The following is a 22,285-nucleotide window of genomic DNA, read 5'->3' as shown; positions in this document are numbered from 1 at the left end:
GCGGTGGTGGACGGGCCCACGCCCGGCGGGGGCGGACAGGCCGCCGGCCGGGTCGCGCGCCGTCAGGACGGGCGGTTGGTGCGGAAGTCCTCGCGGAGGGCGTCGAGGATGTCCGCGGCCCCGGTGAGGCCGATCGCGCGGCAGCGGTCCGCGCCCGCCGCCAGGCGGGCCATGGCCGCGTCGTAGCGGCCCAGGCCGTTGCCCTCGACGAGGGCGGCGATGCGCAGGGCCTCCGCGCGCGGCACCTCGCCGTCCTCGCCCCCCTCGGTGTGGGCGGCGATGGCGGCCTCGGCGGCGGTCAGGGCTTCCGGGAAGCGCTCCGCCTGGGACAGGACCCGGGCGCGCCGGTAGGCCACCGCGCCCCGTTCGTGCCAGCGGACGAGGGACTCCTCGTCCGTGACGGCGGCGATCAGCGCCTCGCAGCGGTCGAGGTGGGCGAGGGCCGCGTCGATCCCCTCGGCGCCGTCGGTGGCCATCGCCACCCGCGCGAACTCGCACATCATGCGGGCCACGGGGGACGGGTTCGGGCCTTCGGCGTGCGCGGCCACGGCCCGACGGTACGCGGTGTCGGCGGCGTCCCGGTGGCCCGCTTCGGCCAGGGCGACGGCGGCCTCCGCGGCCACCAGGGTGTGGATCTCGCGGTCCTCGGGCCAGGTGGCCACCACCTCGGCGAGGCGCAGGAACTCCTCGGCCGCCGGGAGGTGTTCGTCCAGGGCGCGGAGCCCTCGGGCCAGGGTCAGGCGGACCTGGGCCACGATCCGTTCGTGCTCCGGCGCGCCGGCGTCCCCGGCGGACAGGACGGACTCCAGGACGGCGACCGCGTCGGCCTGCCGGTCGGCGCGGCCCAGGACGTCGGCGAGCTGCAACCGCAGGTCGGTGGCCTCGGCGAAGGAGTCCTCCCGGTCGAGCCGGGCCGCGGCCTCCGCGAGGTGGCGTACCGCGCCGTTCGTGTCGCCCAGGTGTGCGCAGGCGTGGCCCAGCATGCCGTAGGCGGACGCGAGCGGGAATTCGGCGTCGTCGTGGCGGACGGCGTCCGCGATCGCCTGGTGCAGTTGTTCCGCGGCTTCCGCCGGTTCGTCCTTCGCGAGGAGGAGCTGTGCCAGTCGGGCGCGCGGCCGGCCGGCGCGCCAGGGCATGTCGGCGGCGAGGGTGTCCGCGATCGCCGCGCGGAGTTCGCTCTCCGCCAGGACCACGTCGCCGCGTCGGCCGGCCATGTCGGAGGCGAACTGTCGTGCGTTGGCGACGTGTTGGGGGAGGGACAGGCGTTCCGCCTCGGACTTCAGCAGTCCGTTGACCTCCTCGAACCACCCTTCCAGGGCGCCCTGTTCCTCCTCGGGGGCCTCCCGGAGGGCGACGTGGAAGGCGGCGAAGGCGCAGGAGTGCAGGACGCCGAGGTAGGCGGCCGCGCGGTCGGCCGCCGTCTCGGCGCCCGTCTCCAGGGCCTCCTCGGCGGTGGCGCCCTTCTCGATCGGGGCCTCGTCGAGGAGGCGCCGGGCCAGCTTCAGGGTCTTCTCGACCACGGCCCGGACCTCCGCCGCGTCGGGCACGCCCCGGCCGGCGGCCGCGAGGTCGGTGTCCGTGTCGTCGTCCCCGTCCCGGAAGCCCGTGGTGGTCCAGGCGAAGGCGCGGGTGCGCGCGGAGAGGGCGTCCCAGGGCCGGTCGAGCTCGTCGTGCAGTTCGGCCGCCCGCTCCAGTTCGGCGACGCCCTCGGCCGGCCGGTCGTCCCGGGCCAGCAGGAAGGCGCTCTGCTCGGCGAGTTCGGCGCGGAGCAGGTCGGCGGGGCCGGGCGCGTCCTCGGGGGCGCCGGTACCGTCCGCCAGTCGCGCGGCGATCCGCTGCCACAGTCGGGTGTCGGCGGGGTGCCGGGCCTCGGTCGACCGCCGTGCCTCGCGCACCAGTTCCGCGAAGTCCTCGGGGAGGTTCACGGCGGCCGGCGACGGGACCGCGGCGGTCGGGGCGGTCCGCGCGGGACCGCCCGGCACGGCCGCGCTGTGCAGGCCGAGCGGCAGCGGTTCGGCGAGCAGGGGCGGCTGGGCCAGTCGCGCCCGGCGGCGGTCACCGACGGCGGTGGTGCCGTTGCGGGCGTCGAAGGCGGCGGCCAGGGGTTCGGCCTCGGCCCGTACGTGGTCGAGGAGTTCGCCGGCGGTCCAGCTCCGTCCGAGCGGGCCGGCGACGGCGGCGTCCGCGTGCCCGTCGGCCACGATCCGGGCGAGCAGCAGCTCGGTGCCGGTGAGGAAGCCCAGCTTGTCCAGCGGGGCGCCGGTCGCCTCGAACAGCGGTCGGTTCTCCGCGAGGATCTCCAGGCCGCGGCCCTCGTTGCGCGACAGGGCGCAGAATTCCAGGTGCAGGCCGGCCTCGTGGAGCATGCCGGTGTTCCCGCGGACCCGCCGGTAGCCGGTCAGGTGGTGGGAGCGGGCCTCGTCGGCGCGGCCGCTCCGCAGCAGGGGAAGCAGGGCGCGGGCCTGGCTCATCTGCGGTTCCTCGCTGCACGTCGAGTCGCCGTCCAGGACCGTCCGCCAGGTGTCGAGGGCCGTGGCGTCGTCGCCGGCGGTCACGTGGTGCCAGGCGAGCTGTCGGACCTCGCACGCCTCGCAGTCGCTGAGGTCGGTGCGCGGGCGGGTGGCCCACAGGTCGTAGGTGTCGTCGCCGCTGGTTCCGGTGTGCGCGGCGACGTGGTGGCGCATGGCGGCGACGGGCTGGAGGGCGTGGCCGGCCGAGCGGTAGCGGTCGGCCATCCGGTCGATCCAGCCGCCGATGGTGGCCAGGGGCACTTCCGGGACCTGGAGCAGCGAGGTGGTGACCCACTTGAAGCGCCAGAAGACCTGGTGGGCCTCCCATTCGCTGAAGGCGTCGGGCTTCTCGTCCCACAGCTTCAGGAGCCGGGCGAAGACGACCGGTGCCTTGCGGTGCTCGCCGGTGAACTCGTACGCCGTCATGAGTTCCAGCAGGGCGGTGACGAGGACGTCCGGCTGTTCGAACGGCCCGGCCGCCTCGACGAGTTCCTCGGCGGTGACGGTGCGGGGCAGGCCGTGCGGCCGGTCGTTGTTCTCGCGGAGCGCCTCGAAGACGGCCTCGGGTGTGTCCAGCATCTACAGTTCCTTCCGGGGCTCGGAGCCGGGGCCGGCCGCGCCCGGGTGGTGCATGGCGTGGGTGAGCAGGCCCATGAAGGCCCGGTTGAGCAGGGCGCTCTCGCTCGCGCGCAGCGGGCGGCGGCTGAGCAGCAGGGCCTGTCCGTACAGGGCTTCGGCGGTGGTCACCGCGAGGCCCCGCTCGGTGATGGTGAGGGCCTGGCGGACCAGCGGGTTGAGGTGGTTCAGGACGAGGCGGGCCGGGGCGGTGTCCTGGCGCAGCGAGCCGAGGATGTCGGCCCAGAGGCCGTCGCCGTCGGAGGCGAGGTCGGCGCGGGTCCGCTCGTGGCGGGCCTCCCGGTTGTCCAGCAGCAGCGCGGGGGCGGTGACGGGCTGGAAGTCGCGCAGGACCACGTCGCAGTCGTGGGCGCCGATGGTCTCGCGGGCGACGGCGAGGAACGCGGCCGCGCGGAGTTCGGCGGTCGGGTCCACGGTGTCGAGGTGCGCGGTGACGGTGGCCGGGTCCAGGTCGGTGACGGTGGTGCCGGGGCGGACCTCGGGCAGGCGGTGCACGAGGTCGCGGTCGTAGGTGTAGCCGCCGTTGACGACGCCGAGCCCGGCGGCGGAGGCGATGGGCGCGACCTGGCGGAACTCCTCGACGCTGCGGGTGACGAGTACCGTCCGGTGGGTCCGGACGAACTCCTCCAGGGTGACGTTGCCGTCGGTGGTCTCGAACGGCAGCCACGGCAGCAAGATCCGCAGCAGTTCGTCGTCGTAGCGGGCCAGCGCCTTGACCGCGAGGTGGTGGATGCCGACGAACCGGTGCAGCAGCGCGGGGTCGCTGGCCGCCAGCCCGGTCAGCCAGTCGCGGACGCGGTCGCCGAGGGCGTCGCGGACGGCGGCCAGCGTGCCGTCCTCGTAGAGGGCCTCGCGGGAGGCGGTCGGGCGGAGGCTGGTGGTGTCCACCACGCAGCGCACGAAGAACGCCCAGTCCGGGAGGAGTTCGGGCGCCTTGTCGGTGAGCAGCATGCCCTTGAGGTGCACGCGGTGGCCGGCGCGCTGCGAGGGGCTGACGGCTGTCGGGAGGACGTAGGCGACGCCGCGCAGCCCGGCGGCGGGCAGGTCCAGTTCGATGGTGCCGAGCGGTGTGAAGTCGAAGAGGTCGCGGCAGTAGGCGGTGAGCGCTTCGCGGCGGGCCAGCGGGGTGCGGTGCGTCGTCTCCCAGGGCGGTGCGGCCGTGACGAGCTCGCTGTCGCCGCGCGGGCCGACGACGGTGACGGGGTACCGGAGGAGTCCGCCGTAGTGGCGGGCCAGGGCCGTGACCCGGTCGGGGCCCGTCCACTCCGCGTTGTCGGCGCGCGGGGTGAGGCGGACGGTGGTGCCGGGTTCCGGCACGGCCGAGGCGGGCAGGGCACGGAGGCTGTAGCGGCCGTCGGAGTGCCCGCGCCACTCGACGGCGGGCGCCGTCGGATCGGCCGCGGACCGGCTTACGACGGTGATCTCGTCGGCCACCACGAAGCAGGCGAGGAGGCCGATGCCGAACTGGCCGATGAAGTCGCCGCGGGCGGCGTCCAGTCCGGCCCCGTCGAGGGCGCCGTCGGCGGTCCGCTTGGAGCTGTGCCCGATGGTGGCGAGGAACCGGTGCACGTCGGCCTCGGTCAGGCCGATGCCGGTGTCCGTGACGGTGAGGGTGTCGCCGGCGCGGACCGTGATGGCGGCGGGGGCGCCCGGCTGGAGGGCCTGGCGGGCGGTGATGGCGTCGACGGCGTTCTGCAGCAGCTCGCGCAGGTAGACGCGGGGGCTGGAGTAGAGGTGGTGGGAGAGGAGGTCGACCAGGCCGCGCAGGTCGACCTGGAAGGTGTGCGTGGCCTCGGTGTTCTGAGGTCGGGTCACCGGCAGAAGTCCTTCGGTGGGCGCCCGCGCCGGACGGGCGCGGGCGGAAACGGGGTGCGGGGCGGGTGGGAACGGGCGGGGCGGCGGGCGCCGCCGGCGCTTCCGGGCGGCCCCGGCCGCGGGTGGCGGGGCGGCTCGGCTCGGCTCGGCTCGGCTGTGGTCACGTGGCCCGTGGTCGGGCGGTCACGCGTGCGGTCTTTCGGAACGCCGACGGCGCCCTGGACGGACCGCGGACCCGGCGGAGCACACGGGAGGGCCCGTACCGACGAACGGCCGGTGCGACCTGGCGAAACCGGTGCGGCCCGACGTGACCGGCGCCGCCGGGTCAGCGTCCCGCGGCCGAGCGCTGCTTGCGGTAGGCGGCGACGGGGTCGTTGTCCAGGTAGTTCCACGGGGACTCGGTGACCCGGCCCTCGGTCAGTTCGAAGCACTCGCGTGCCGCTTCGCGGTCGCCGGCCAGCGAGAAGGCCATGGCGAAGGCGTTCAGCAGGGAGGCCCAGGAGCGACCCCGTACGAACTCCGGGTGGCGGTAGGAGTGTTCGGCCGCGGCGTGCAGCGATTCCCGCACCTCGGGGAGGCGCATGTACGCGTCGTCCTCGCCGCCGTCGAGGTGCAGCCACTGTTCGATGTGCGCCTCGGCGACGAGCCCGCCCAGCATGGTCCCGGCCGGTGCGCCGAAGACGGCCTCGCGGGCGAAGGCGTGCATCTCCTCGTGGGAGCCGCCCCACTTCTCACAGACCTGCTGGAGCCGTTGGTCGTGGGCGCCCAGGTGCTGGGGGTACCGGCGCACCGTCGCCTCGAAACGACGGCGGGCGATCTCCGGGCCGACCTGGAGGCCCCGGCCGGTGACGAGGAGCCCGTACCAGGGCGCCGACCAGCGCGGTTCCAGCTCGGCGGCCTCGTACAGCCACTCCTCGCCCTGCTGCAGCCGCTCGTGGAACGTACGGAACTGCTCGCGGGACACGTGCTGGGCCCGCAGGCTCGTCCGGGCCTCCCAGCCCCAGGTGATCTGTCGGAAGCCGCCGACGAGCCGGGGCATCGCCGAGGCCGGCTCCGCCTCGATCGCGCGGCCGATCCACTGCTCGACGCCCTGGGTGTCGGCGATCGCCCACACCAGCGCGGTCCGGTTGCCGCTCTCGGAACTCGCCTCCAGCAGCGCGCGCAGCGCCGGCCAGTCCCCCGCCGCCGCGGCCGCCCGTGCGAGCGGCATCTGCGGATCGTCCGCGTCCTTGTCCAGGTAGGCGACGGGCCGGCCCGTCATCCTCCCCAGCGTGCGCCCCATGCCACGGAGCAACGCCATGTCCCCACCCCTTGCCGATGTCACCCGGGGAGACCGTCTGTCCGCTCCCCGTGCGGATAGTGACTATCACGCCCGTCCGACATTCGCACAGTCGTTTGCCGACCCGGCCGCTCGGCCGCTCTATCGGTCGTTTGCGCAGGCAGGAGCGTTTTGATCACGGATTGATCTCGGCGTACAACCCCCTCGCGGTCTCGTCCGTCGAACCTTCGGAACGGGAGAGGACCGACCTGGCGCACGCCTCGCGCGCGGGTCGTACCGATCCCCACGCAGCAGCACCGAGCAGCACCCAGCACCGCCGAGCACCACGTTCCACCCGATCCAGCCGGAGTCTTTCGTGAAGCATCCCTCGCACCGCCGCGGCCCCGCCCGGGCCGCAGTCGTGGCCACCGCCCTGGCCGTCGCGACGACGGTCGCCGGCACGGCCGTCGCTGCCACCGTTCCCGCGCCTGCCGCACCGGGGCCGGTCACGCAGCGCGCGGCCGCGACCGGGGCCGTCGCCGCCACCGAGCCGGAGCCGACCCCCACCGCACCGCTGTACTACCTGACCGGGATGCTCGCGTCGGGGCAGATGTACGTGTACTCGCGCAACGGGCGCGGCGGTCTCGACACCCGGTCGGGGGCCTACGTCTGGAAGGGTCTGAAGCGCGTCGTGTCGGTCGATCCCGACCTGACGGGCTACCAGGACGGCGCCTACCACGTCATGACGAACGGGGTGCTCAACCAGTGGCGCCACGGCGTCCTGAAGAAGGTCGCCACCGGCTGGCAGCAGTACTCCGTCGTGATCTCGCCCGGCGCGCTGGCGCGCGGGGCCCGGCACGCGGACCTGCTGGCCCGGGACGCGCAGGGCGTGCTGTGGCGGGTTCCGTTGAAGGCGGACGGCACGCCCGCGCCGCGGGTCCGGATCGGGGCCGGCTGGAACGCGTACACGCAGATCGCCGGGGTCGGGGACTACACCGGGGACGCCCGGGCCGACCTCGTCGCCCGGGACGCCAAGGGTGTGCTGTGGCTGTACAAGGGGACCGGCGACGGGGCCAGGCCGTTCGCGCCGCGGGTCCGGATCGGCGCGGGCTGGAACGCGTACGACCGGCTGGTGGGGATCGGTGACGTCGACGTCGACCTGCGCAGCGATCTCCTGGCCCGGGACCCGAAGGGCAACCTGCTGCTGTACAAGGGCACGGGCAAGGCAGCGGCCCCCTTCAAGCCCCCGGTCAAGATCGGTCACGCCTTCAACGAGTACCGCGACCTGTTCTGACCGCTCCGACCGGCTCCCTGACGGGCTCTGCCGGAAGGCGACCGGGGGCCGTGGGCCGGCGACCCTACGGGCGCTTCTTCGGGGGCGGCGCCGGGCGGGGCGCCGAGCGCTTGGCCGCTCCGGGGGGCGCCACGATCGGCATCACGGAGTCGGGTTCCTGGGCATCGGGCAGGGGCAGGTGGCGGGCCGGGGAGGAGCGCTTGGCCGCCTCGGGCGGCGTGTGCGTGGCCGGCCGCGAGCCCGGGGGCGGGCCGGGCCGCGGCCCGGTCCTGCCGGAGGGCCGCCCCTCCTCGGCCGCCCGCTCGGTCCGCTCGCCGTCGCGTTCGTCTGCCATGGTCCGGCTCCTCCGCGCTGCTTCGTCCGTCGGCCCGGATGGGCCGTGTCCACTCTCGGTCACGGCCCACCGTCCGGCCCGTCCGCGCATGCCATCCGGGGGACGGTACGGCTCGGGCCGGTGGGCGCCTCAGAGGTGGACGGGGCGGACGTGGGCGGCGGAGAGGTGCAGTTCGTACGGCACCCAGCAGTCGGAGCTGAGGGTCGCCACGAAGGTGCCGCAGGCGCAGCGTTGGTTCATCCCGCCGGTCGGGGTGGCCCCGCAGCAGGCGGAGGAGACGTGCACCAGTTCCAGCCCGCGGGCGTCGTCCGGGTCGACCACGATGTTGCCCCGCGGCCCCCGCGACACCAGACACCCGGTGTGACCGTCGCCCGCGCCGATGGTGCCGTAGCGCGGCATCGCGCGCCGCGGTACCTCGGACACGACGAGCGGGGCGCCGTAGGGCTCCGTCTCGACGGCGTAGTGGCCCGCGGGCACCGTCGGGGGTGACGGACCCGGTTCCTCGTCGTCCGCGAACTCGGGGAACGGGGCCTCCGGCACCTCCGGCAGCCCGATCAACGGCCGCGTCAAGGCCGCGCCGCAGGCGGCGCAGACGAACACCACGGGCCCGGCGGTGCCGCCCCCCGTGGTGTCGCCGTCCGCGGGGCGTACGAGAGGCGGCCCCGGGAGCGGTGCTCTCTCGGACCTGGGTTCCCCGTCGTCCGTGTCCGTCATGGTCACATCCTGAAGGGTCAAAGGGTCAAAGGGTCAAAGAGGCAAGAGGCAAGGGGCAAGGGGCAAAGGGTCAGCGGAATTCGACGGTGATGCCGAGGCCGGTGAGGAAGTCGACCACGTCGTCGACGTAGGGCCGCTCGCCCGCGGTGTCCACGGTCACCTCGGCCAGCGCGCGCCGCGCCACCGCCGCCTCGTGCCAGACGAGGGTGAAGGGGGTGGCGGGTGCCACCCCTCCGCAGGGGCAGCCCCGCAGCACGCCCCAGCACTGGGGGTCGTGGCCGCCGGGTCCTGCCACCGCCTCCCCGAGCGCGCACAGCAGGCCGGGCACGTCGGTGACGTGCCGGCCGTCGAGATGACGCACGGGGGCGGCCACGTCGTCGGAGGCGTCATCGGAGGGGCCGTCGGAGCCGGTGGAGGTGGCGGCGGTGCCGGCCCGCCCCGCTTCGTGGCGCGCCGCGGCGAAGGCCCCCCATTCCCTTCTGCCTTCGGTCGACAGCCCGGCCCACGTGCCGGTTTCGGTGGGCGGGCCCTCGTACCACGCCTCCCAGACCGGCCGGGTCTCCGGGAGCGGTCGCGCGACGGGGCCGGCCGCGAGCCACAGGTCGAGGAGCGTGCCGCCCTCGGTGGACGGGCGGGACGCGAGCACGCTGAGCGCCAGGTCGTTCCAGCTCCGCATCACCTGACCGGACCGGTCCACGGCGAGCAGCCTCAGGCGGTCGCCGTCGGCCCGCGGGCGCACCAGCCGGCGGAGCAGGTACTCACCGGGTTCGCAGCCGATCAGCCGCATCGGCGGCGCCGTGACCAGCGGCCGCAGCTCGCTGTAGAGGCCCTCGATGCGGTGGCAGACGCCGAGCCCGCCGCCGCCGGCCCCGTTGAACAGGCTCCATTCGGCGTCGGCGGGCTCGGTCCGACGCCAGACGGGCCCGCGGGCCTCCGCCTCGACGACCAGGTCGTACCGGGCGGGGTCCGAGGCGGAGGGCTCGGCGGCGGTCAGGACGGCGTCCGGGAGTTCCCAGTGGTCGTCACCGTAGGCTCCGCCCGGATCGCAGGCGGGGTCGGCCCCGAACACGGGGAAGTCCACGATCACGGCGAGTTCCCCGAGGGGAACGGGCCGTCCGGACCCGGCGTGGAATCCTTCGACGGCCTTGAGGAGACGGCCGACGGGCGCGCAGTCCACGAGCATCAGGCGTTCCCGGCGGGGCGCCGGGTCGACGAAGAGGCCGTCGGCTCCCGCGCAGCGCGTCCAGACCGTCAGCTCTCCGTCCCATTCCTCGCTGACCAGGACGTACCTCAGCGGAAGCTCGCGCTCCCACGTCCAGACCGTGTCCTCGGCCTCCACGCCCACCTGCCCCTTCCCCGACCGCGACGACCGGTCCGCCCGCGAACCCGACCTAGAAGACGGTGTCGGCCGGCACCGTCCCGGACAGTAGGGACCCGGCGGCGGCGGGCTTGAACGGGGCCGCCCGGTCGCCGGTGCCCGCGTAGAACTTGGAGTCCGACGCTCCGACCGCGTACAGGTCGATGCGGCCGTCGCGGTCCCCGTCGTCCTGTGTGGCGGAGGCGGGAGCGGAAGCGGAGGAGGGGGCGGCCGGGGTCACGCCGAAGGCGGCGGGTGCCGCGTGCGCGGCCGTGGTCAGGGCCGTGCCCGCCGTGACGGCGAGCACCGTGGTCACGGCGACGGCCAGCCGGTGACGCGTGGCGGTTCGTGCGTGGAACAAGTGAAGTCCTCCCCCGGAAAGGCGGGGCGCGTCGACGCCCCTTGGAAATGACCCGCGACCGCGGGAAAGGTTGTACGGCGGTTCGCGCCGCGTGGCGCGTTCTCGTCGGGCGAAGCCCGGACGACGGGTACGGGGGCGGGCCCGCGCCTCGCCCCCCGTGTCGCCTGCGCGTCGGGCGTGCCGCTCGGCGCGCGTCGCGCGGAGGGTCGGCCGCCGCGGGCGGACCTGTCCCCCACCGATGACGCGCACACTGTACGCAGACGTGTACGTGGTGCGCAAGCGGCTTGTCTTCGGACGGTCGCCGCAGATGGGAGCGCGTGCGCGACGACTGTACCCTCGGCGCGTACATAGTGCGCAGCATGGGGTGTGGGAGGCGTTGTTCGTGGCGACCGGGTCCTGTTCCGTACCGTCCGTGTGGACTCGTTCGAGGGCAGACCGGCCGCCCTCGCACCTGACCCGGGAGGTGATCGTGCGGGAGGCGATCGTGGTCCTGGACGCGGAGGGGGTGGAAGCGCTGACGATGCGGAAGCTCGGGGCCCGGCTCAACGCGGGCGCCACCTCGGCCTACCGGCACGTCGCGAACAGGGAGGAGCTGGTGGAACTGGCCGTGGACGCGGTGCTGGGGGAGGTCGTCCTGCCGGAACCGGAGGGAGCGGTGGGGTGCGGCGGCTCCGGCTGGAGGGCGGCCGTCTCGGAGTGCGCGCGGTCCTTCCGCGCCACGGCGATCCGGCACCCCTGGCTCTGTGCCGAACTGGGCCGGTCCGGTCTGTCCCACGAGGGCCCGAACCTCTCGGCGCTCTCCGCGGGGCTGACCCGGCTGTTCGACGGCGTCGGCCTCGCGGACGTTCCCGGCGCGATCGACGCGGGCTTCGCGTACGCCGTCGGCATGAGCACCACCGAATCGGCCTGGCTCACGACGGTGGCCCGCTCCGGCCTGACCGAGGCCGAGTTCGTCGCCCGGTCCCTGCCCGCCGGCCCGGGGACCGCCGAGACCCACCGGCAACTCCTCCGGGACCCGGCGGCCTTCCGCGACCGGAAGTTCGCGGCCGGCCTCGACATCCTCCTCGACGGCCTCACCACCCGCCTCCCCCACCGCACCTGACCCGGGATCGGCGCGGACGACAGGACCGGGGCGGCGCGCCGGACACTCCCGGCCCGCCGCCCCGGTCGCCGCTCTCGGCTCCGGTACCGCCGGCCGCTACCGCTTCGCCTTCCACCAGGCGTCGGTGGCCTCGCGCAGGGTGTTCGTTCCGCAGTGCACCTCGCCCATGCCGAGGTGGTACGTGTACCAGTCGTCGATGTACGACACCTTCAGGCCCTCGCGCCGGTACGCGGCGCTGACCGCCTCGGTGAACACGTCCTTGCCACCGATGACCGGGCCCCACTGTCGGGGCGCGAGGTAGCGGTCCCGGCCCAACAGCACGCCGTTGACCGCGCCCGGAACGTACGCGCTGGTCATGACGGTGCCGCGGCCGCCCGCGCGATCGGCGCCGGCCGGCAGTCGCTTCTGCTGTCCGTGCTCGCGCAGGGCCTCCGGCAGCGGTGCGCCGCCGGCACCGAGCCGCGACAGCCGCGGCACGCGGTCACCCGCCTCGCCCTGTTCGGTACCGCGCGTGTAGAGGGCGGGCACGCGGACGACCTCGGCGTCCGTGGCGCCGGTCTCCCGCTGGAGGACGGCCAGGTTGGCCTTGACGCGCTCGGCAGCGAGGAGGTTGTCGGCGACCAGCCACTTCGACGCGAGGGCCTGCGCGATGGTCTCCTCGGGTGCCGGCGTCTCCCCGGTCCCCGGCACCGAGAACATCCTGGTCCCGCCGTGCCCCGCCTTCTTCGCGTCCCTCAGGAGCTTCAGCCCCGCCTCCGGATCGGCGATGCCGATCTTCCAGCCGCGCGGAGTGTCCGCCGGGAGGAACTGGACGAACTCGTCGACGTGCCCCACGTGCAGCCAGGACGTGTCCAGCAGCAGCGGGTCCTGGAAGCCTTGGGACGTGAGCAGCGTCCGCATCGCCCGCGCCGGCTTGGAGCCGTTGTCCTTGCGCTCGCCCATGATGATGCGCCCGGCCGGGTAGGAGCGGCCGCCCCGCGCGTACGGCGGGACGGTCTCCAGGTTCCCCATGGAGTTCAGCGTCCACTCCTCCGAGTCCCGGACTCCGGACACCTGGACGACGCCGACGCCGTTGCCCCGCAGCTTCTCGAACAGCTCCCGCCCTGCCGTGCGGTCCGCCTGTGCGGAACGCAGCATCACCCGGATCACCTGTCGGCGTCCGCCGGGGCCGGTCATGCTGACGTAGCCGGGCTCGACGAAGTCCTGGGCCCAGATGTCGCCGTACTTGTCGAAGGTCACCAGGGGCTTGTCTATGCCGGCGGCCTTCGCCTCGGCGGCCAGGCCCTTGACGAAGGCCCGCTGGCGCCGGGCGTAGGGGTCGGAGCCGGGCACCGTGGTCACCATCACCTGCTGGGCCCGTTGCAGGTGATGGTGGGTGAGCAGCGGCGCGGCCCGCAGGGTGACCTCGTCGGAGGCGCTCCGGCCCCGGTCGGTGACGGTCAACCGGATCACCGCGCGGCCGTCCCAGACGGCCGTGTCGCGTATGACGTCCCGGCCCTCGACACCGAACTCCACACCGGAGCGCAGCTCGGCCGCGGTCAGGCGGGTCCGGGTCGTGACGGGCGCCCACGCGTCGCCCCGCTTGACGAAGACCCGGACCTGACGGGCCCCGGCCACGAGACTCACGGACCCCCGGGCCGAGCCGGAAGCGCCCGACAGGGGCACGGAGCGCACCCGTGCCAGGTCGGCGGCGTCCGCGGCCCCGTTCACCACCTCGTCGGCCGCGTCGTTGCACGCGGCGAGTTCGGTATCCGTCAGCTTGCGGCCGCCGGGCCCGATGGTCCTGCACCGCTTGGTGTCATCGTCGATGTTGGGCAGGAAGACCGCGCCCCGCCCGGCGCTCCAGCCGTCCTCTCCGTCGGTGTCGGTCGTCCCGGTGACGTCCACGCGTCCGTCCCGGTCGACGTCCGCCCGGAGGTCGACCTTGGGCGGCGCGGCCGCCGACACCGGCGCGACGGGCACCAGGACGGCCCCGATCGCGGCGACCGCCACGGTGGCGCGCCTCACATGGTTGCTCGTACCCAACACGGTTTCCTTTCAGGGGGGATGGTCCGTCGTCCCCGAAAGAGCCCGGCCGCCACGGGTCCGTTGCCCGGCGCGCCGGGATTCATCCCGCGGTCGCACCCCCTCGCCCCCGCGGACGAGAGACCCGCACCCCGTGGCATGACGACGCGAAGGGGTGCGGTGGGGTATGGGTCGGCTACCGGTCTCGGCTTCAGCTACCGGTCTCGGGATCCGCCTCGGCTTCAGCTGCCGGCTTCGGCTTCGGCTTCGTTGAAGAGTTCCGCGCAGTCGCGGGTGAAGGCACAGAGCCCGGCCACGGTGGCTTGGTACTCGCGCGGATCCCGCACCGTGTTCGACGTGCCCGCGGTCCAGTGCTCCCACAGCCCGCCGGGCGCGAGGTAGAGCGCCGCTCGCTCGGTCACGAGGACCGCGTCGAGGTGGAGCAGCGTGCTCAGCACCCCGGTCTGGTCCCAGATGATGTCGGTTCGGGGCAGGTACCGGTCCAGGTAGGCGCAGAGCAGATCGACGTCCGCGTCGGTGCCGAAGGTGGCGAGGGCGAGACTCGGAGACCCGTGGTAGGCACCCTCGCTCGCCATCAGGCTCTCGCCGAGGCGGCCCCGGAACTCGGTCCTGCCGGCCACGGCGATCAGCCAGCAGGCGACCCGTCGCGCGCGCCATTCGCCGTCGAGGAGCACGTGGAGTTCCGTCGGAGTGATCTCTCGGGCGGCCTGGACGAGCTCCCTCATGAACAGCTCGCGGTCGGTTCCGCTCCGCCGCAGCACGCCACCGTTCAGCTTCATGTACCTGCGCCCGGGCATGACGAACCTTCGGGCCACATCCATCAGTTCGGGGTCGTCGAGAGAGCGCATGCCCGCATTCTCATCCGGCGACGGACCCGATCGCCGGCGGTTTACGCGCGGTCGGTACGCACGGCGCCGACGCGGCGCGGGCTGCTGCATCCGGGCGACGCGCGGGCCGCCGCACCGCCGCCGGGGACGAGCGGAAAGCTATCTTCGTCGCCATGTCGCCGACTCCCCGCACCACGGCCAACCGGTACCCCGAGCGCGTCACCTACGACCGGGAGGACGTGTACGCCATCCTCGACGAGGCCCTGGCCGTCCACGTCGGCTTCACCACCGATCTGGGACCGGTGGTCATCCCGACCCTCCACATGCGCGTCGGCGACCAACTGCTTCTGCACGGCTCGGCGTTCGGGCGTTTCATCCGGACCGCGGCCTCCGGCGCCCCGCTGTGCGTGACGGCCACGCTGATCGACGGGGTCATCCTGGGACGGGCCTCCTCGCACCACTCGGCGGCCTACCGGTCCGCGATGGTCTTCGGCCGGGCCACCGCGATCGAGGATCCCCAGGAGCGCGCGGACGCGCTCGCGCAGGTCGTGGAGAGCGTCATTCCGGGGCGGCTGTCCGGACCGCACGCGGCCCGGCGCCCCAGCGTGGAGGAGGCGGAGTACACGGCCTGCCTGACCATGCCCATCGAGGAGTTCTCGATGAAGGTCCGCGCCGGGTTCGCCCGCGACGAGCCGAAGGACGACGGTGTCGAGTCGTGGGCGGGCTGGATCCCCCTGACCACCACGCCCGGGACGCCCGTCCCGGACACCCTCACGGGCGACCGCTTCCCCGCACCCGCGTACGACCCCTCGATCCACCGCTTCCGCCAGAACTGACCGGCAGAGGGCAGAGGGGAAATCGGTCGCGGTCGCGGGCCGGCGCCCCTAGCCTGCCTGGCATGATGACGGCTGAGGACGTGTTGTCCGTGCTCGACCTGCTCCGGGGCGCGGGGACGGACGTCTGGGTCGGCGGCGGCTGGGGGATCGACTGCCTGGTCGGTGAGCAGACGCGGGACCACCGAGACCTGGACCTGATGCACCGGCAGGAGCAGGAAGGGGCCGTGCTGGCGGCCCTGCGCGGGGCCGGCTTCGTCGAGACGCTGGACCAACGGCCCGTCCGCTTCGTACTCGCGGCGCCGGACGGTCGCGAGCTCGACCTCCACCCGTTGGTGTTCGCCGGGGACGGCTCGGCGGTGCAGGCGTCGCCGGACCCCGCGCACCCCTTCGTCTACCCGTCCGCCGCCTTCGTGTCGGGCACCGTCGGCGGGACACCGGTCCCGTGCCTGTCCGCCGCCCAGCAGATCCACTTCCACCAGGGCTACGAGCCCACGGAACGCGACCGCCACGACATGGCCCTCCTGCGCCGTGCCTTCGGCCTGGCGACGCACTTCTGACCCGGGTTCCGACGCGGTTCCGAGGCAGACCTGCCGTGCGAAGAACCGCGCGCGACGCGGGGAGAGGGCTGGTGCGATGAGAAGGGTGGGGCGGGGAGAAGGGTGGGGCGGGGCGGTCGGAATCGAACCGACGACCTCCGGGATGATCTCGCGGCGCACTGCCCGCTGTGCTACGACCCCGCCCCGAGGGGAACTCTAGCGCGATTCCTCGGCGCGACGCTTCTCGTGACGCTTGCCGGTCAGGCCGATGGCGATCCAGAAGGCCATGATGACGCCACTGATGATCAGGCTCTTGGGAGGGAAGGCGAAGCCCGAGGCGATGACCAGGAAGGACATGAGGAGGATGCCCCGGGAAGAGGTCATGAACCGGTCAGCGGCAAGGATCATGCCGAGGGGTTTCGACGGAGTGGTGGGGCCCTGCTCTTCGGCCATGTGCGCACTTCACCTTTCTTGCGTTGCGGTTGGTACCGGACATGCGCCCCTGGTGGGGTCCCGCGTACTGCCGGGACCCCACCAGGGTTTCATCATGGAGGGTCAGCGAATCAGCGGGTGGCGAAGCCCCAGTGCTGGTTCACCTTGGCGCGACGCTGGCCGTAGCTCTTCTCACGGCGGAAGCTGTCCATCCACCGGCGTGCGCTCTGCGGGGTGCCGACCTGACGCATCCGCGCCCACGAGCCGGGGAAGAAGGCCGCGGCCGCGCCGTAGGCGCCGCTGCGGGCGTAGCCGCCGCGGGTGCGGCGTGCCGTACCGATCCGGTAGTTGGCCATGCCGCCACCTGCGCCGATCGCCGCGCCGATGATCAGGCCGCCGGCGCCGGCGCAGATGCCCGCGGTCGCCGCGATGCACGCGGCGCCGAGGACACCGATGCCCGCAGCGGCCGCCCAGCCGTAGAACCTGCGGTGCCTCCGGATGTGGCGGCCCACCGAACTCTTCTTGAAGCTGTTCCACTTCTTCTTGAACCAGCCCCACTTGCCGTCGAGGTCGTAACGGTTGATCGGGTCACCGTTGACGTACTCGTAGGCGTTCGCGTTGCCGCCGTACACGGGGTCGGCCGAGAGGAAGCGACCCGTGTCGCTTGCACTGCAAAGGGCTCCGGAACGGTCGGGTGGATCCGGGGGCGACCCTGAGCGGACGTCACCCGCGGCGAGGATCGCCTCGTCGTGCCGTGGTCCGCGGCCGTCGGGTGCGGGGCGCTCCTCAGACGAGGTCGAGGAGTCCGGTGTGGACGGCGGCGTGGCCCCGGTACTCGTCCACGAGCCGGATCCGGAGGATCCAGTGGGCGGGACGGCCGTCGTCCAGGACGCGTCGCAGGGGCAGGGCGTTGTCCGGGCCGATGAGCGTGTCCGGACGGCTCGTGCGCGCGTACGGGCCCTGGCCCGAGGTCGGCCCCCGACCCGGGGTCGGGGGCCGGCCCGGGATCGGTGCCGGTTCCGGCGGGGCGGTGAGCCGGCCGATATGACAGGACCCGAGGGTCCGGTCGGCCCGGGCGGCCAGGACACGGACCCGGGTGTGCAGGTCCCGGCCGGTGGAGGCGGCGTGCGGTGACGTGCGGTGGTGGCCGTGTGTTTCCCGGCTCGGGCGGGGAGGGGCCCGGGCCGACAGGGGCATCGTAACCACGGCGGCGGCAGGCGGGGCAGGGGGCGATCCTCCAGCTCTCGCTCGGGGTTCGGCCCGCGAGCTGGAGGGATCTACGGCGGGCGGGCCGCGGTGGGGAGCCGGCGGGGCGCACGGGCCCCTCGCGGGCGCGCGGGCCGTGCGCGGCTCAGCCGTGGGTGCGCAGCAGGTCCCTCAGCCGGTCCTCGTCCGCCCCCGTGAACTGGTCGATCGTGGCCCCGTCCTTGTGGAAAGGTCGGGGCCGCGCTGACCCCGCAGGCGGCGGCGAGCTCCTCGCTGAGGACCACGTTCACGCGGACGAACGCGACGTCCGAGAACTCCGGCGCCTCGGCCACCCGCATCAGCCTCGGCCCGATCCGTTGGCACTTCCGGGCACCGGGCTCTCCGAAGAAGACCACGACAAGTCGGTCCCGGTGCTCCGCCAGGAACCCGTCGAGCTCGGACTTCGTGTCGACCGTGTGCATGCCGCCCCCTTCACCCTCGCTGCGCCTTTCGCCGCGGGCCGTGCCCGTACGACGACCGGCCTCCCCGACAGCCCTACCCCGCGCGAGGGCCGATGACCGTGCCGACCGCACCGACGGGGCAGACCACGAGACCCATGTCCCCGAGGTCCGCGCGGCGGGTCAGCGGATGATGCCGTACCGGAACAGCGTGTACACGAGCGTCGCGGTGCCGGTGACGGCGGTGAGGGTCCACCCCACGGTGATGTCGACGGTGGCGGAGGTGCCGGGGAGGGCGGCCACGGCCCGGCTCAGGAAGTAGCCCGCGTAGGTGCCGGCGACGGTCCAGAGCAGCACGGGGCGGAGCTGGGGGTGGCGTACGAGGAAGTCCCGGAGGAAGCGGGTCGCGCGGCCGGTCGCGGCGGGCGCGCCGGCGCCGACGGCGGTGATCAGGCGCACCACGCGCCGCGGTCCGAACCGCAGCAGCAGCTCGAAGGCCCCGGCCACGGGCACGCACACGAAGAGCACCCGCCAGGAGGCGAAGTCGTCGTGGGGGTCGGAGCCGATGACGAGCTCGTACGCCATGGCGAGGGCGTACCCGCCGCCCAGGGCGGGCAGCAGCCTCGCCAGGGCGCGGCGCGTGGCGCGAGCGGATCGACGGGCCACGGGAGCGGCGCGGGAGGACCCCCACCATCGCCGGATCGTGGTGCGGTGCGCGCTCCCGGTGCCGGTGCCGATGGCCGTACCGGTGGGGAGGGCGGCGGTCTCGTCCCGGTCCTCGGGCCAGGCCGGGGCGGCCCGCTCGCCGAGCAGCCCGGCCGCGGACACGTCGTGTTCGCCGAGGCCCGCCACGTAGTCCCGGAAGGTGACGTGGACGAACCGGAAGCCGCCGCCGGAGCGGCTGAGCAGGGCGCGTTCCGAGGAGTCGGTGAGGAAACGGGACAGGCGCCACGGCAGGACCCGGCGGGCGGCCAGCTCCCAGCGGGCGGACCAGTATCCGAGCCACGTCCCGGCGGGGCCGCTCCCGATCAGCAGGAGGAGCGTGACGAGGAACAGGGCGGCGAGGTCCCGCCACGGTCCGTCGGCCCGTGCGGTGGTCCCGACGGCGGCGAGGGCGACGGCGAGGAAGGCCGCGCACTGGCCACCGGCGACGCGTCCCGAGGCGCGCAGGGCCTGGGAGGGCGCGCCGGGGGCGTCGCCGGCGGCCGAGGCGCCTTTGACGAGGGCGAGCGCGAGGCACATCACGAGGCCACCGGGCACCGCTCCCATGAGCCCGTACGCGAAGCCGAAGGCGACGCCTCCGGCCCAGCCGCCGGCGACCGCGCCGAGGACCCCGCCGACGAGTCCGACGTTCGCGCCGTCGAAGAACGTGGCGGGCAGTCCGGAGAAGAAGTGGCCGACCGATTCCAGGACGCCTGGTTCGTTGCGGCCGGCGAGGATGCCCTCCCAGGAGTAGGCGTCCCCCCAGGGGGAGTCGACGCCTCCGGTGAGGACGCCCACCGTGGCCCCCAGGAGGACCATGGGCACGAGGCGGGGCACGCCCGGGGAGGTGGACGCGCCGGGGGCCAGGGCGACGAACGTGATGCCGAGCGTCCCCGCGCCGATCCAGGCGATGGCGTAGAGGACGAGCCCGGTGTCCGTGACGGTGCCGAGGGTGACCCCGCACAGCAGGCACACCCCCAGCATCACGCCCAGCCCTTGGAGGGCGCCCCGGCCGGCGTCGGCCCACGCCCAGGACCAACGGGAGGCCAGGCGGTCCCGCTCCTCCTGGAATCCGCGGCCGAGGGCGAAGGCCACGGTGCCCGCGGTCGTGAGCTGCGCCAGGTAGAGCGGAGGGCGGCCGGTGAGCAGGGCGGCGCCGGCGAAGAGCGGCAGGGCCACGAGGGCGAACAGGGCCGGCGCGATGAGCATGGCGGCCGCCGTGCGGGTGCTCGGGCCGCGCGCCGGGCGGGCCTCGTAGCCGGCGCTGCTCCAGTCCGGGGTGATCCAGTCGGGGAAGAACACGGTCTCGTCGCGGGAGCGCATCACGCGTGCCAGCAGGACCAGGCGGCGCACGGCGGGGAGGGCCCGCTCAGCGGAGCTGCTGGAGATCCCGGCCTTGCCGGAGCGCGGGCGGCGCACCAGGCGTTCCAGGTAGTGCCGGTAGAGGTGGTTGCGGCGGTCCTCCGGACTGCCGGGGGGTAGGGGCGCCGCGTGCGTGGTCCCGGGGGCGGCGGCGGGAGGCGGATCGCCCGGGGCGGTGCCCGAGGCCGGATCGGCGACGGCACCAGGACCGGCATGGGGATCGGCGTCGGGGTCCGGGTCGGCTGCGGGATCGACGACGGCACCGGGGTCGGCGTCGGGGGTTCCGCCGAGGGTGGCGGCGGCGATGCCGAGCATGAGCGGCGTCGCCAGCAGCTCGGCGAGGGTGTCGTCGGTGGCGACGGCCTCGCGCAGGGCCCGGTAGTCACCCGGCGCATCCGCCAACCGGTCCAGGACGGTGTCGGGGCTCAGGGGCCGCACGCCGACGGCCGACCGGAACGGCAACGGACGGCCGTCGCGGTACTCGGCCTCCCTGCTGGTCAGGATCAACCGGGCCCGGATGTGGGCCGGATCGGCGAAGAACTCGGCGAGCGCGGACCGGCACCGGACCCGGTCCTTGGGCGCCAACTCGTCGAAGCCGTCGAGGAGGAGGTGCACGGCACCCGAGCGCAACCAGCCGGCCAGGAGTTCGGGGGGCAGCGGCCCGTAGTCGTTGTCCATGGCGCCGACCGCCCAGCGTGCGAAGGACTGCCGGTTGCCGCGCCAGGTCTGCAACAGCAGGGGCACGGGCACCGGTTCGTGGTCCCCGTACAGGGCGAGGTCGTGCAGCCGGCGGGCGAGTCGCAGCAGCAGGGTGGTCTTTCCGGAGCCGGGCGCGCCGACGATGAGGAGGCGCTTCCTGGCGGGGCGCAGGACGTGCTCGGCGAAGACCTGTTCCACGGTGAGCGGGGGCGGGTCGGGGAGTCGTTCGCGCGGCCAACCGTCGTCCTCCGCGAGGGGTTCCGGTACGAGGTCGGGTCGGGCCGTGCAGTGGACGTCGAGCCGGACGGGGCCGTGCAGCAGTCCGGTGAGCGGGCCGCTCAGCCAGCGCTCCTCGACCGTCGCGAGGAGGTCGGTCCGGTACGGGTCGGGTTCCCGGCTCCGGCCGGTGGGGGTCCCGCCTCCGGGAGGTGTGTCGGGGGTGGTGGGGCCGCCCGCTCGGGCGGCCCCGGTCAGGGCCGGACCGAGCGCCGTGGTGCCCCTGAGGCCGAGGAGTCCGGCGGCGGCGGTGAAGCCGGGCGCTGACCAGCAGGTGGTGACGGGGACGGCGACCAGCCTGCCGTTGCCGTACCCCTCGTGCGGGGACAGGCCGGTGAGGACGCCGACGAGCCGGTCGGAGGCGAAGACGGCCGCGCCGGAGAAGCCGGCCCAGGCGGCGTGGTCACCGCGTCCCGCGCCGTGCACGTCGACCGCGAGGAGTCCGCTGCGGAACCGGGCCATGGGCCCGATCCTGCCGTCGAGTTGGTCCGAGTCCCGGAGGTTGCGGGCCCGGTCGAACTCGCGTCCCGGGAAGCCGACGGCCGTGCAGGTGACGAAGTCCGATCCGTGGAGCCGGCCCCAGACCGCCTCGGGCACCGCGTCGGGCAGCGCGTCGATCCCGGCTTCGAGGAGGGCGAGGTCGAGGTCCGCGCTCTCCCAGACGAGCCGGGCCCGGTGCCACCCGAGGCGTGCGGCGGGCGCGTCGAGGGGCCGGAAGGTGATGGTGCCCGGCGCCCGGCCGCCGCCGGACCCGGGGACGGCGGGTGGGAGGGGGGAAGCGGGTGCGGCGGGTGGGACGGCCGTGGCGGGTCCGGTCGGTACGGCGGGTCCGATCGGTGAGGTCGGTGCGGCGGGTGCGGCGGGCGACGCGGCTCCCAGGGCGGGTTCGATGACATGACGCGCTGTCAGAATGCCGCGTCCACCGATGAGATAGCCGGATCCGGTCATGCCCCGGTCGCCGGGGGCGCGCGGGTCCGTCCACAGCTGCACCACCCGGCGGGGGTCCGGACCGGTCACCGCGCAGACCTCACAGCGGTCGGAGGTCCGACGGGTCGCCGATCAGCAGGTCACCCCGACCATAGGGACGGATTCCGCCACGCGACTCCGCTCCGGACTCCGCTCCGGACTCCGCTCCGGCTTCCGCTCCGTCCTCCGGAAGGGATTCCGGTCGGGAATCCGGGGCGACCCCCGTGCCCGCCTCCCCCGCCGTGGCCCCGGTCTCGGCCCCGGTGTCCGCCGGCACGTCCATCGGTTCGAGTTCGAGCAGCACGCGGTGCGTGATCGAGCCGGAGTCGGCGCGGGAGGCGTCCCCGGAGGCCACCCAGAATTTGACGCCTCCCGCGACCGACCGGGTGCGCTGGACCTGGACGGCGAACTCGACCTGGACCGAGGCGGCGCGGAACCGGACCCGCGAGCCGCCCCCCTCGGCGAGTGCCGCGAGCAACTCGTGGCGCAGTGCCGCCACCGCCTCCGCGAGCCCGACCCCGTACGTGCCTTCGTCGTGCGCTCCCCCTGCCATGGGGGGACTATGCCCCGCGGGTCCCGTGTCGACCCGGGGAGCCGCGA

The 22,285-nt window shown here is 74.4% G+C and carries 19 protein-coding genes and 1 pseudogene; 4 read left to right on the top strand and 16 right to left on the bottom strand.

Going from position 1 to position 22,285, the window contains the following annotated elements; translation table 11 throughout:
* Positions 1-62: 62 nt before the first annotated feature.
* From ABTZ17_RS11760 to ABTZ17_RS11750, 3 genes are all read right to left on the bottom strand, one after another.
* Positions 63-3,089, bottom strand: a complete 3,027-nt coding sequence (locus ABTZ17_RS11760; protein WP_352195398.1) for a hypothetical protein — start codon at positions 3,087-3,089, stop codon at positions 63-65.
* Positions 3,090-4,967 (bottom strand): HSP90 family protein, encoded by a 1,878-nt coding sequence (locus tag ABTZ17_RS11755; RefSeq protein ID WP_502994646.1) that lies wholly within the window; start codon positions 4,965-4,967, stop codon positions 3,090-3,092.
* Positions 4,968-5,286: 319 nt separating this feature from the next.
* Positions 5,287-6,261, bottom strand: a complete 975-nt coding sequence (locus ABTZ17_RS11750) for a hypothetical protein (protein WP_352195396.1) — start codon at positions 6,259-6,261, stop codon at positions 5,287-5,289.
* A 334-nt stretch (positions 6,262-6,595) separates the two neighbouring features.
* Between ABTZ17_RS11750 and ABTZ17_RS11745 the strand changes: the two genes are divergently transcribed.
* Positions 6,596-7,513, top strand: a complete 918-nt coding sequence (locus ABTZ17_RS11745) for a hypothetical protein (protein ID WP_352195395.1) — start codon at positions 6,596-6,598, stop codon at positions 7,511-7,513.
* A gap of 64 nt (positions 7,514-7,577) precedes the next feature.
* Here ABTZ17_RS11745 and ABTZ17_RS11740 read toward each other — a convergent pair whose 3' ends face one another.
* From ABTZ17_RS11740 to ABTZ17_RS11725, 4 genes are all read right to left on the bottom strand, one after another.
* Positions 7,578-7,847, bottom strand: coding sequence for a hypothetical protein (locus ABTZ17_RS11740; protein WP_352195394.1), 270 nt, complete (start codon positions 7,845-7,847; stop codon positions 7,578-7,580).
* Positions 7,848-7,976: 129 nt separating this feature from the next.
* Complete coding sequence (locus tag ABTZ17_RS11735; RefSeq protein ID WP_352195393.1) at positions 7,977-8,561, bottom strand: hypothetical protein; 585 nt, start codon at positions 8,559-8,561, stop codon at positions 7,977-7,979.
* 70 nt (positions 8,562-8,631) lie between these two features.
* A complete protein-coding gene (locus ABTZ17_RS11730) occupies positions 8,632-9,900 on the bottom strand; it encodes a barstar family protein (protein ID WP_352195392.1) in 1,269 nt (422 codons plus the stop codon).
* Positions 9,901-9,952: 52 nt separating this feature from the next.
* A complete protein-coding gene (locus tag ABTZ17_RS11725; RefSeq protein ID WP_352195391.1) occupies positions 9,953-10,279 on the bottom strand; it encodes a hypothetical protein in 327 nt (108 codons plus the stop codon).
* A 469-nt stretch (positions 10,280-10,748) separates the two neighbouring features.
* Here ABTZ17_RS11725 and ABTZ17_RS11720 point away from each other — a divergent pair, with 469 nt between their 5' ends.
* Positions 10,749-11,381, top strand: a complete 633-nt coding sequence (locus ABTZ17_RS11720) for a TetR/AcrR family transcriptional regulator (RefSeq protein ID WP_352195390.1) — start codon at positions 10,749-10,751, stop codon at positions 11,379-11,381.
* 96 nt (positions 11,382-11,477) lie between these two features.
* On the opposite strand, the gene ABTZ17_RS11715 is transcribed toward ABTZ17_RS11720, so the two are convergent.
* On the bottom strand, positions 11,478-13,406 hold the full coding sequence (locus ABTZ17_RS11715) for a protein-arginine deiminase domain-containing protein (protein WP_502994645.1): 1,929 nt from the start codon (positions 13,404-13,406) through the stop codon (positions 11,478-11,480).
* 221 nt (positions 13,407-13,627) lie between these two features.
* Positions 13,628-14,254 (bottom strand): DUF6000 family protein, encoded by a 627-nt coding sequence (locus ABTZ17_RS11710; RefSeq protein ID WP_352195389.1) that lies wholly within the window; start codon positions 14,252-14,254, stop codon positions 13,628-13,630.
* Between the two features lie 152 nt (positions 14,255-14,406).
* On the opposite strand from ABTZ17_RS11710, the gene ABTZ17_RS11705 reads away from it, so the two are divergent.
* Together ABTZ17_RS11705 and ABTZ17_RS11700 are read left to right on the top strand one after the other, a co-directional pair.
* Positions 14,407-15,069 (top strand): pyridoxamine 5'-phosphate oxidase family protein, encoded by a 663-nt coding sequence (locus tag ABTZ17_RS11705; RefSeq protein WP_352195388.1) that lies wholly within the window; start codon positions 14,407-14,409, stop codon positions 15,067-15,069.
* Between the two features lie 65 nt (positions 15,070-15,134).
* Positions 15,135-15,626: a nucleotidyltransferase domain-containing protein gene (locus tag ABTZ17_RS11700; protein WP_352195412.1), complete on the top strand. Its 492-nt coding sequence runs from the start codon at positions 15,135-15,137 to the stop codon at positions 15,624-15,626.
* Between the two features lie 103 nt (positions 15,627-15,729).
* Here the strand turns inward: ABTZ17_RS11700 and ABTZ17_RS11695 are convergent.
* The 7 genes and pseudogenes from ABTZ17_RS11695 to ABTZ17_RS11665 form a co-directional block, all read right to left on the bottom strand.
* Positions 15,730-15,808, bottom strand: a pseudogene (locus tag ABTZ17_RS11695).
* A gap of 13 nt (positions 15,809-15,821) precedes the next feature.
* On the bottom strand, positions 15,822-16,058 hold the full coding sequence (locus ABTZ17_RS11690) for a hypothetical protein (RefSeq protein WP_352195387.1): 237 nt from the start codon (positions 16,056-16,058) through the stop codon (positions 15,822-15,824).
* A gap of 110 nt (positions 16,059-16,168) precedes the next feature.
* Positions 16,169-16,669, bottom strand: coding sequence for an RHS repeat-associated core domain-containing protein (locus ABTZ17_RS11685; protein ID WP_352195386.1), 501 nt, complete (start codon positions 16,667-16,669; stop codon positions 16,169-16,171).
* Between the two features lie 154 nt (positions 16,670-16,823).
* Complete coding sequence (locus tag ABTZ17_RS11680; RefSeq protein WP_352195385.1) at positions 16,824-17,234, bottom strand: hypothetical protein; 411 nt, start codon at positions 17,232-17,234, stop codon at positions 16,824-16,826.
* Positions 17,235-17,314: 80 nt separating this feature from the next.
* Positions 17,315-17,704, bottom strand: coding sequence for a thioredoxin family protein (locus ABTZ17_RS11675; RefSeq protein WP_352195384.1), 390 nt, complete (start codon positions 17,702-17,704; stop codon positions 17,315-17,317).
* A gap of 159 nt (positions 17,705-17,863) precedes the next feature.
* Positions 17,864-21,736, bottom strand: a complete 3,873-nt coding sequence (locus tag ABTZ17_RS11670; RefSeq protein ID WP_352195383.1) for an NACHT domain-containing protein — start codon at positions 21,734-21,736, stop codon at positions 17,864-17,866.
* 10 nt (positions 21,737-21,746) lie between these two features.
* A complete protein-coding gene (locus ABTZ17_RS11665) occupies positions 21,747-22,238 on the bottom strand; it encodes a trypco2 family protein (RefSeq protein WP_352195382.1) in 492 nt (163 codons plus the stop codon).
* Positions 22,239-22,285: the final 47 nt, after the last annotated feature.

Origin of the sequence: Streptomyces sp. NPDC097619 (genome assembly GCF_040302735.1) — a bacterium.
GTDB lineage: Bacteria > Actinomycetota > Actinomycetes > Streptomycetales > Streptomycetaceae > Streptomyces.
The sequence above is the reverse complement of the archived record's forward strand: the minus strand, read 5'-3'. Positions and strand labels throughout refer to the sequence as shown.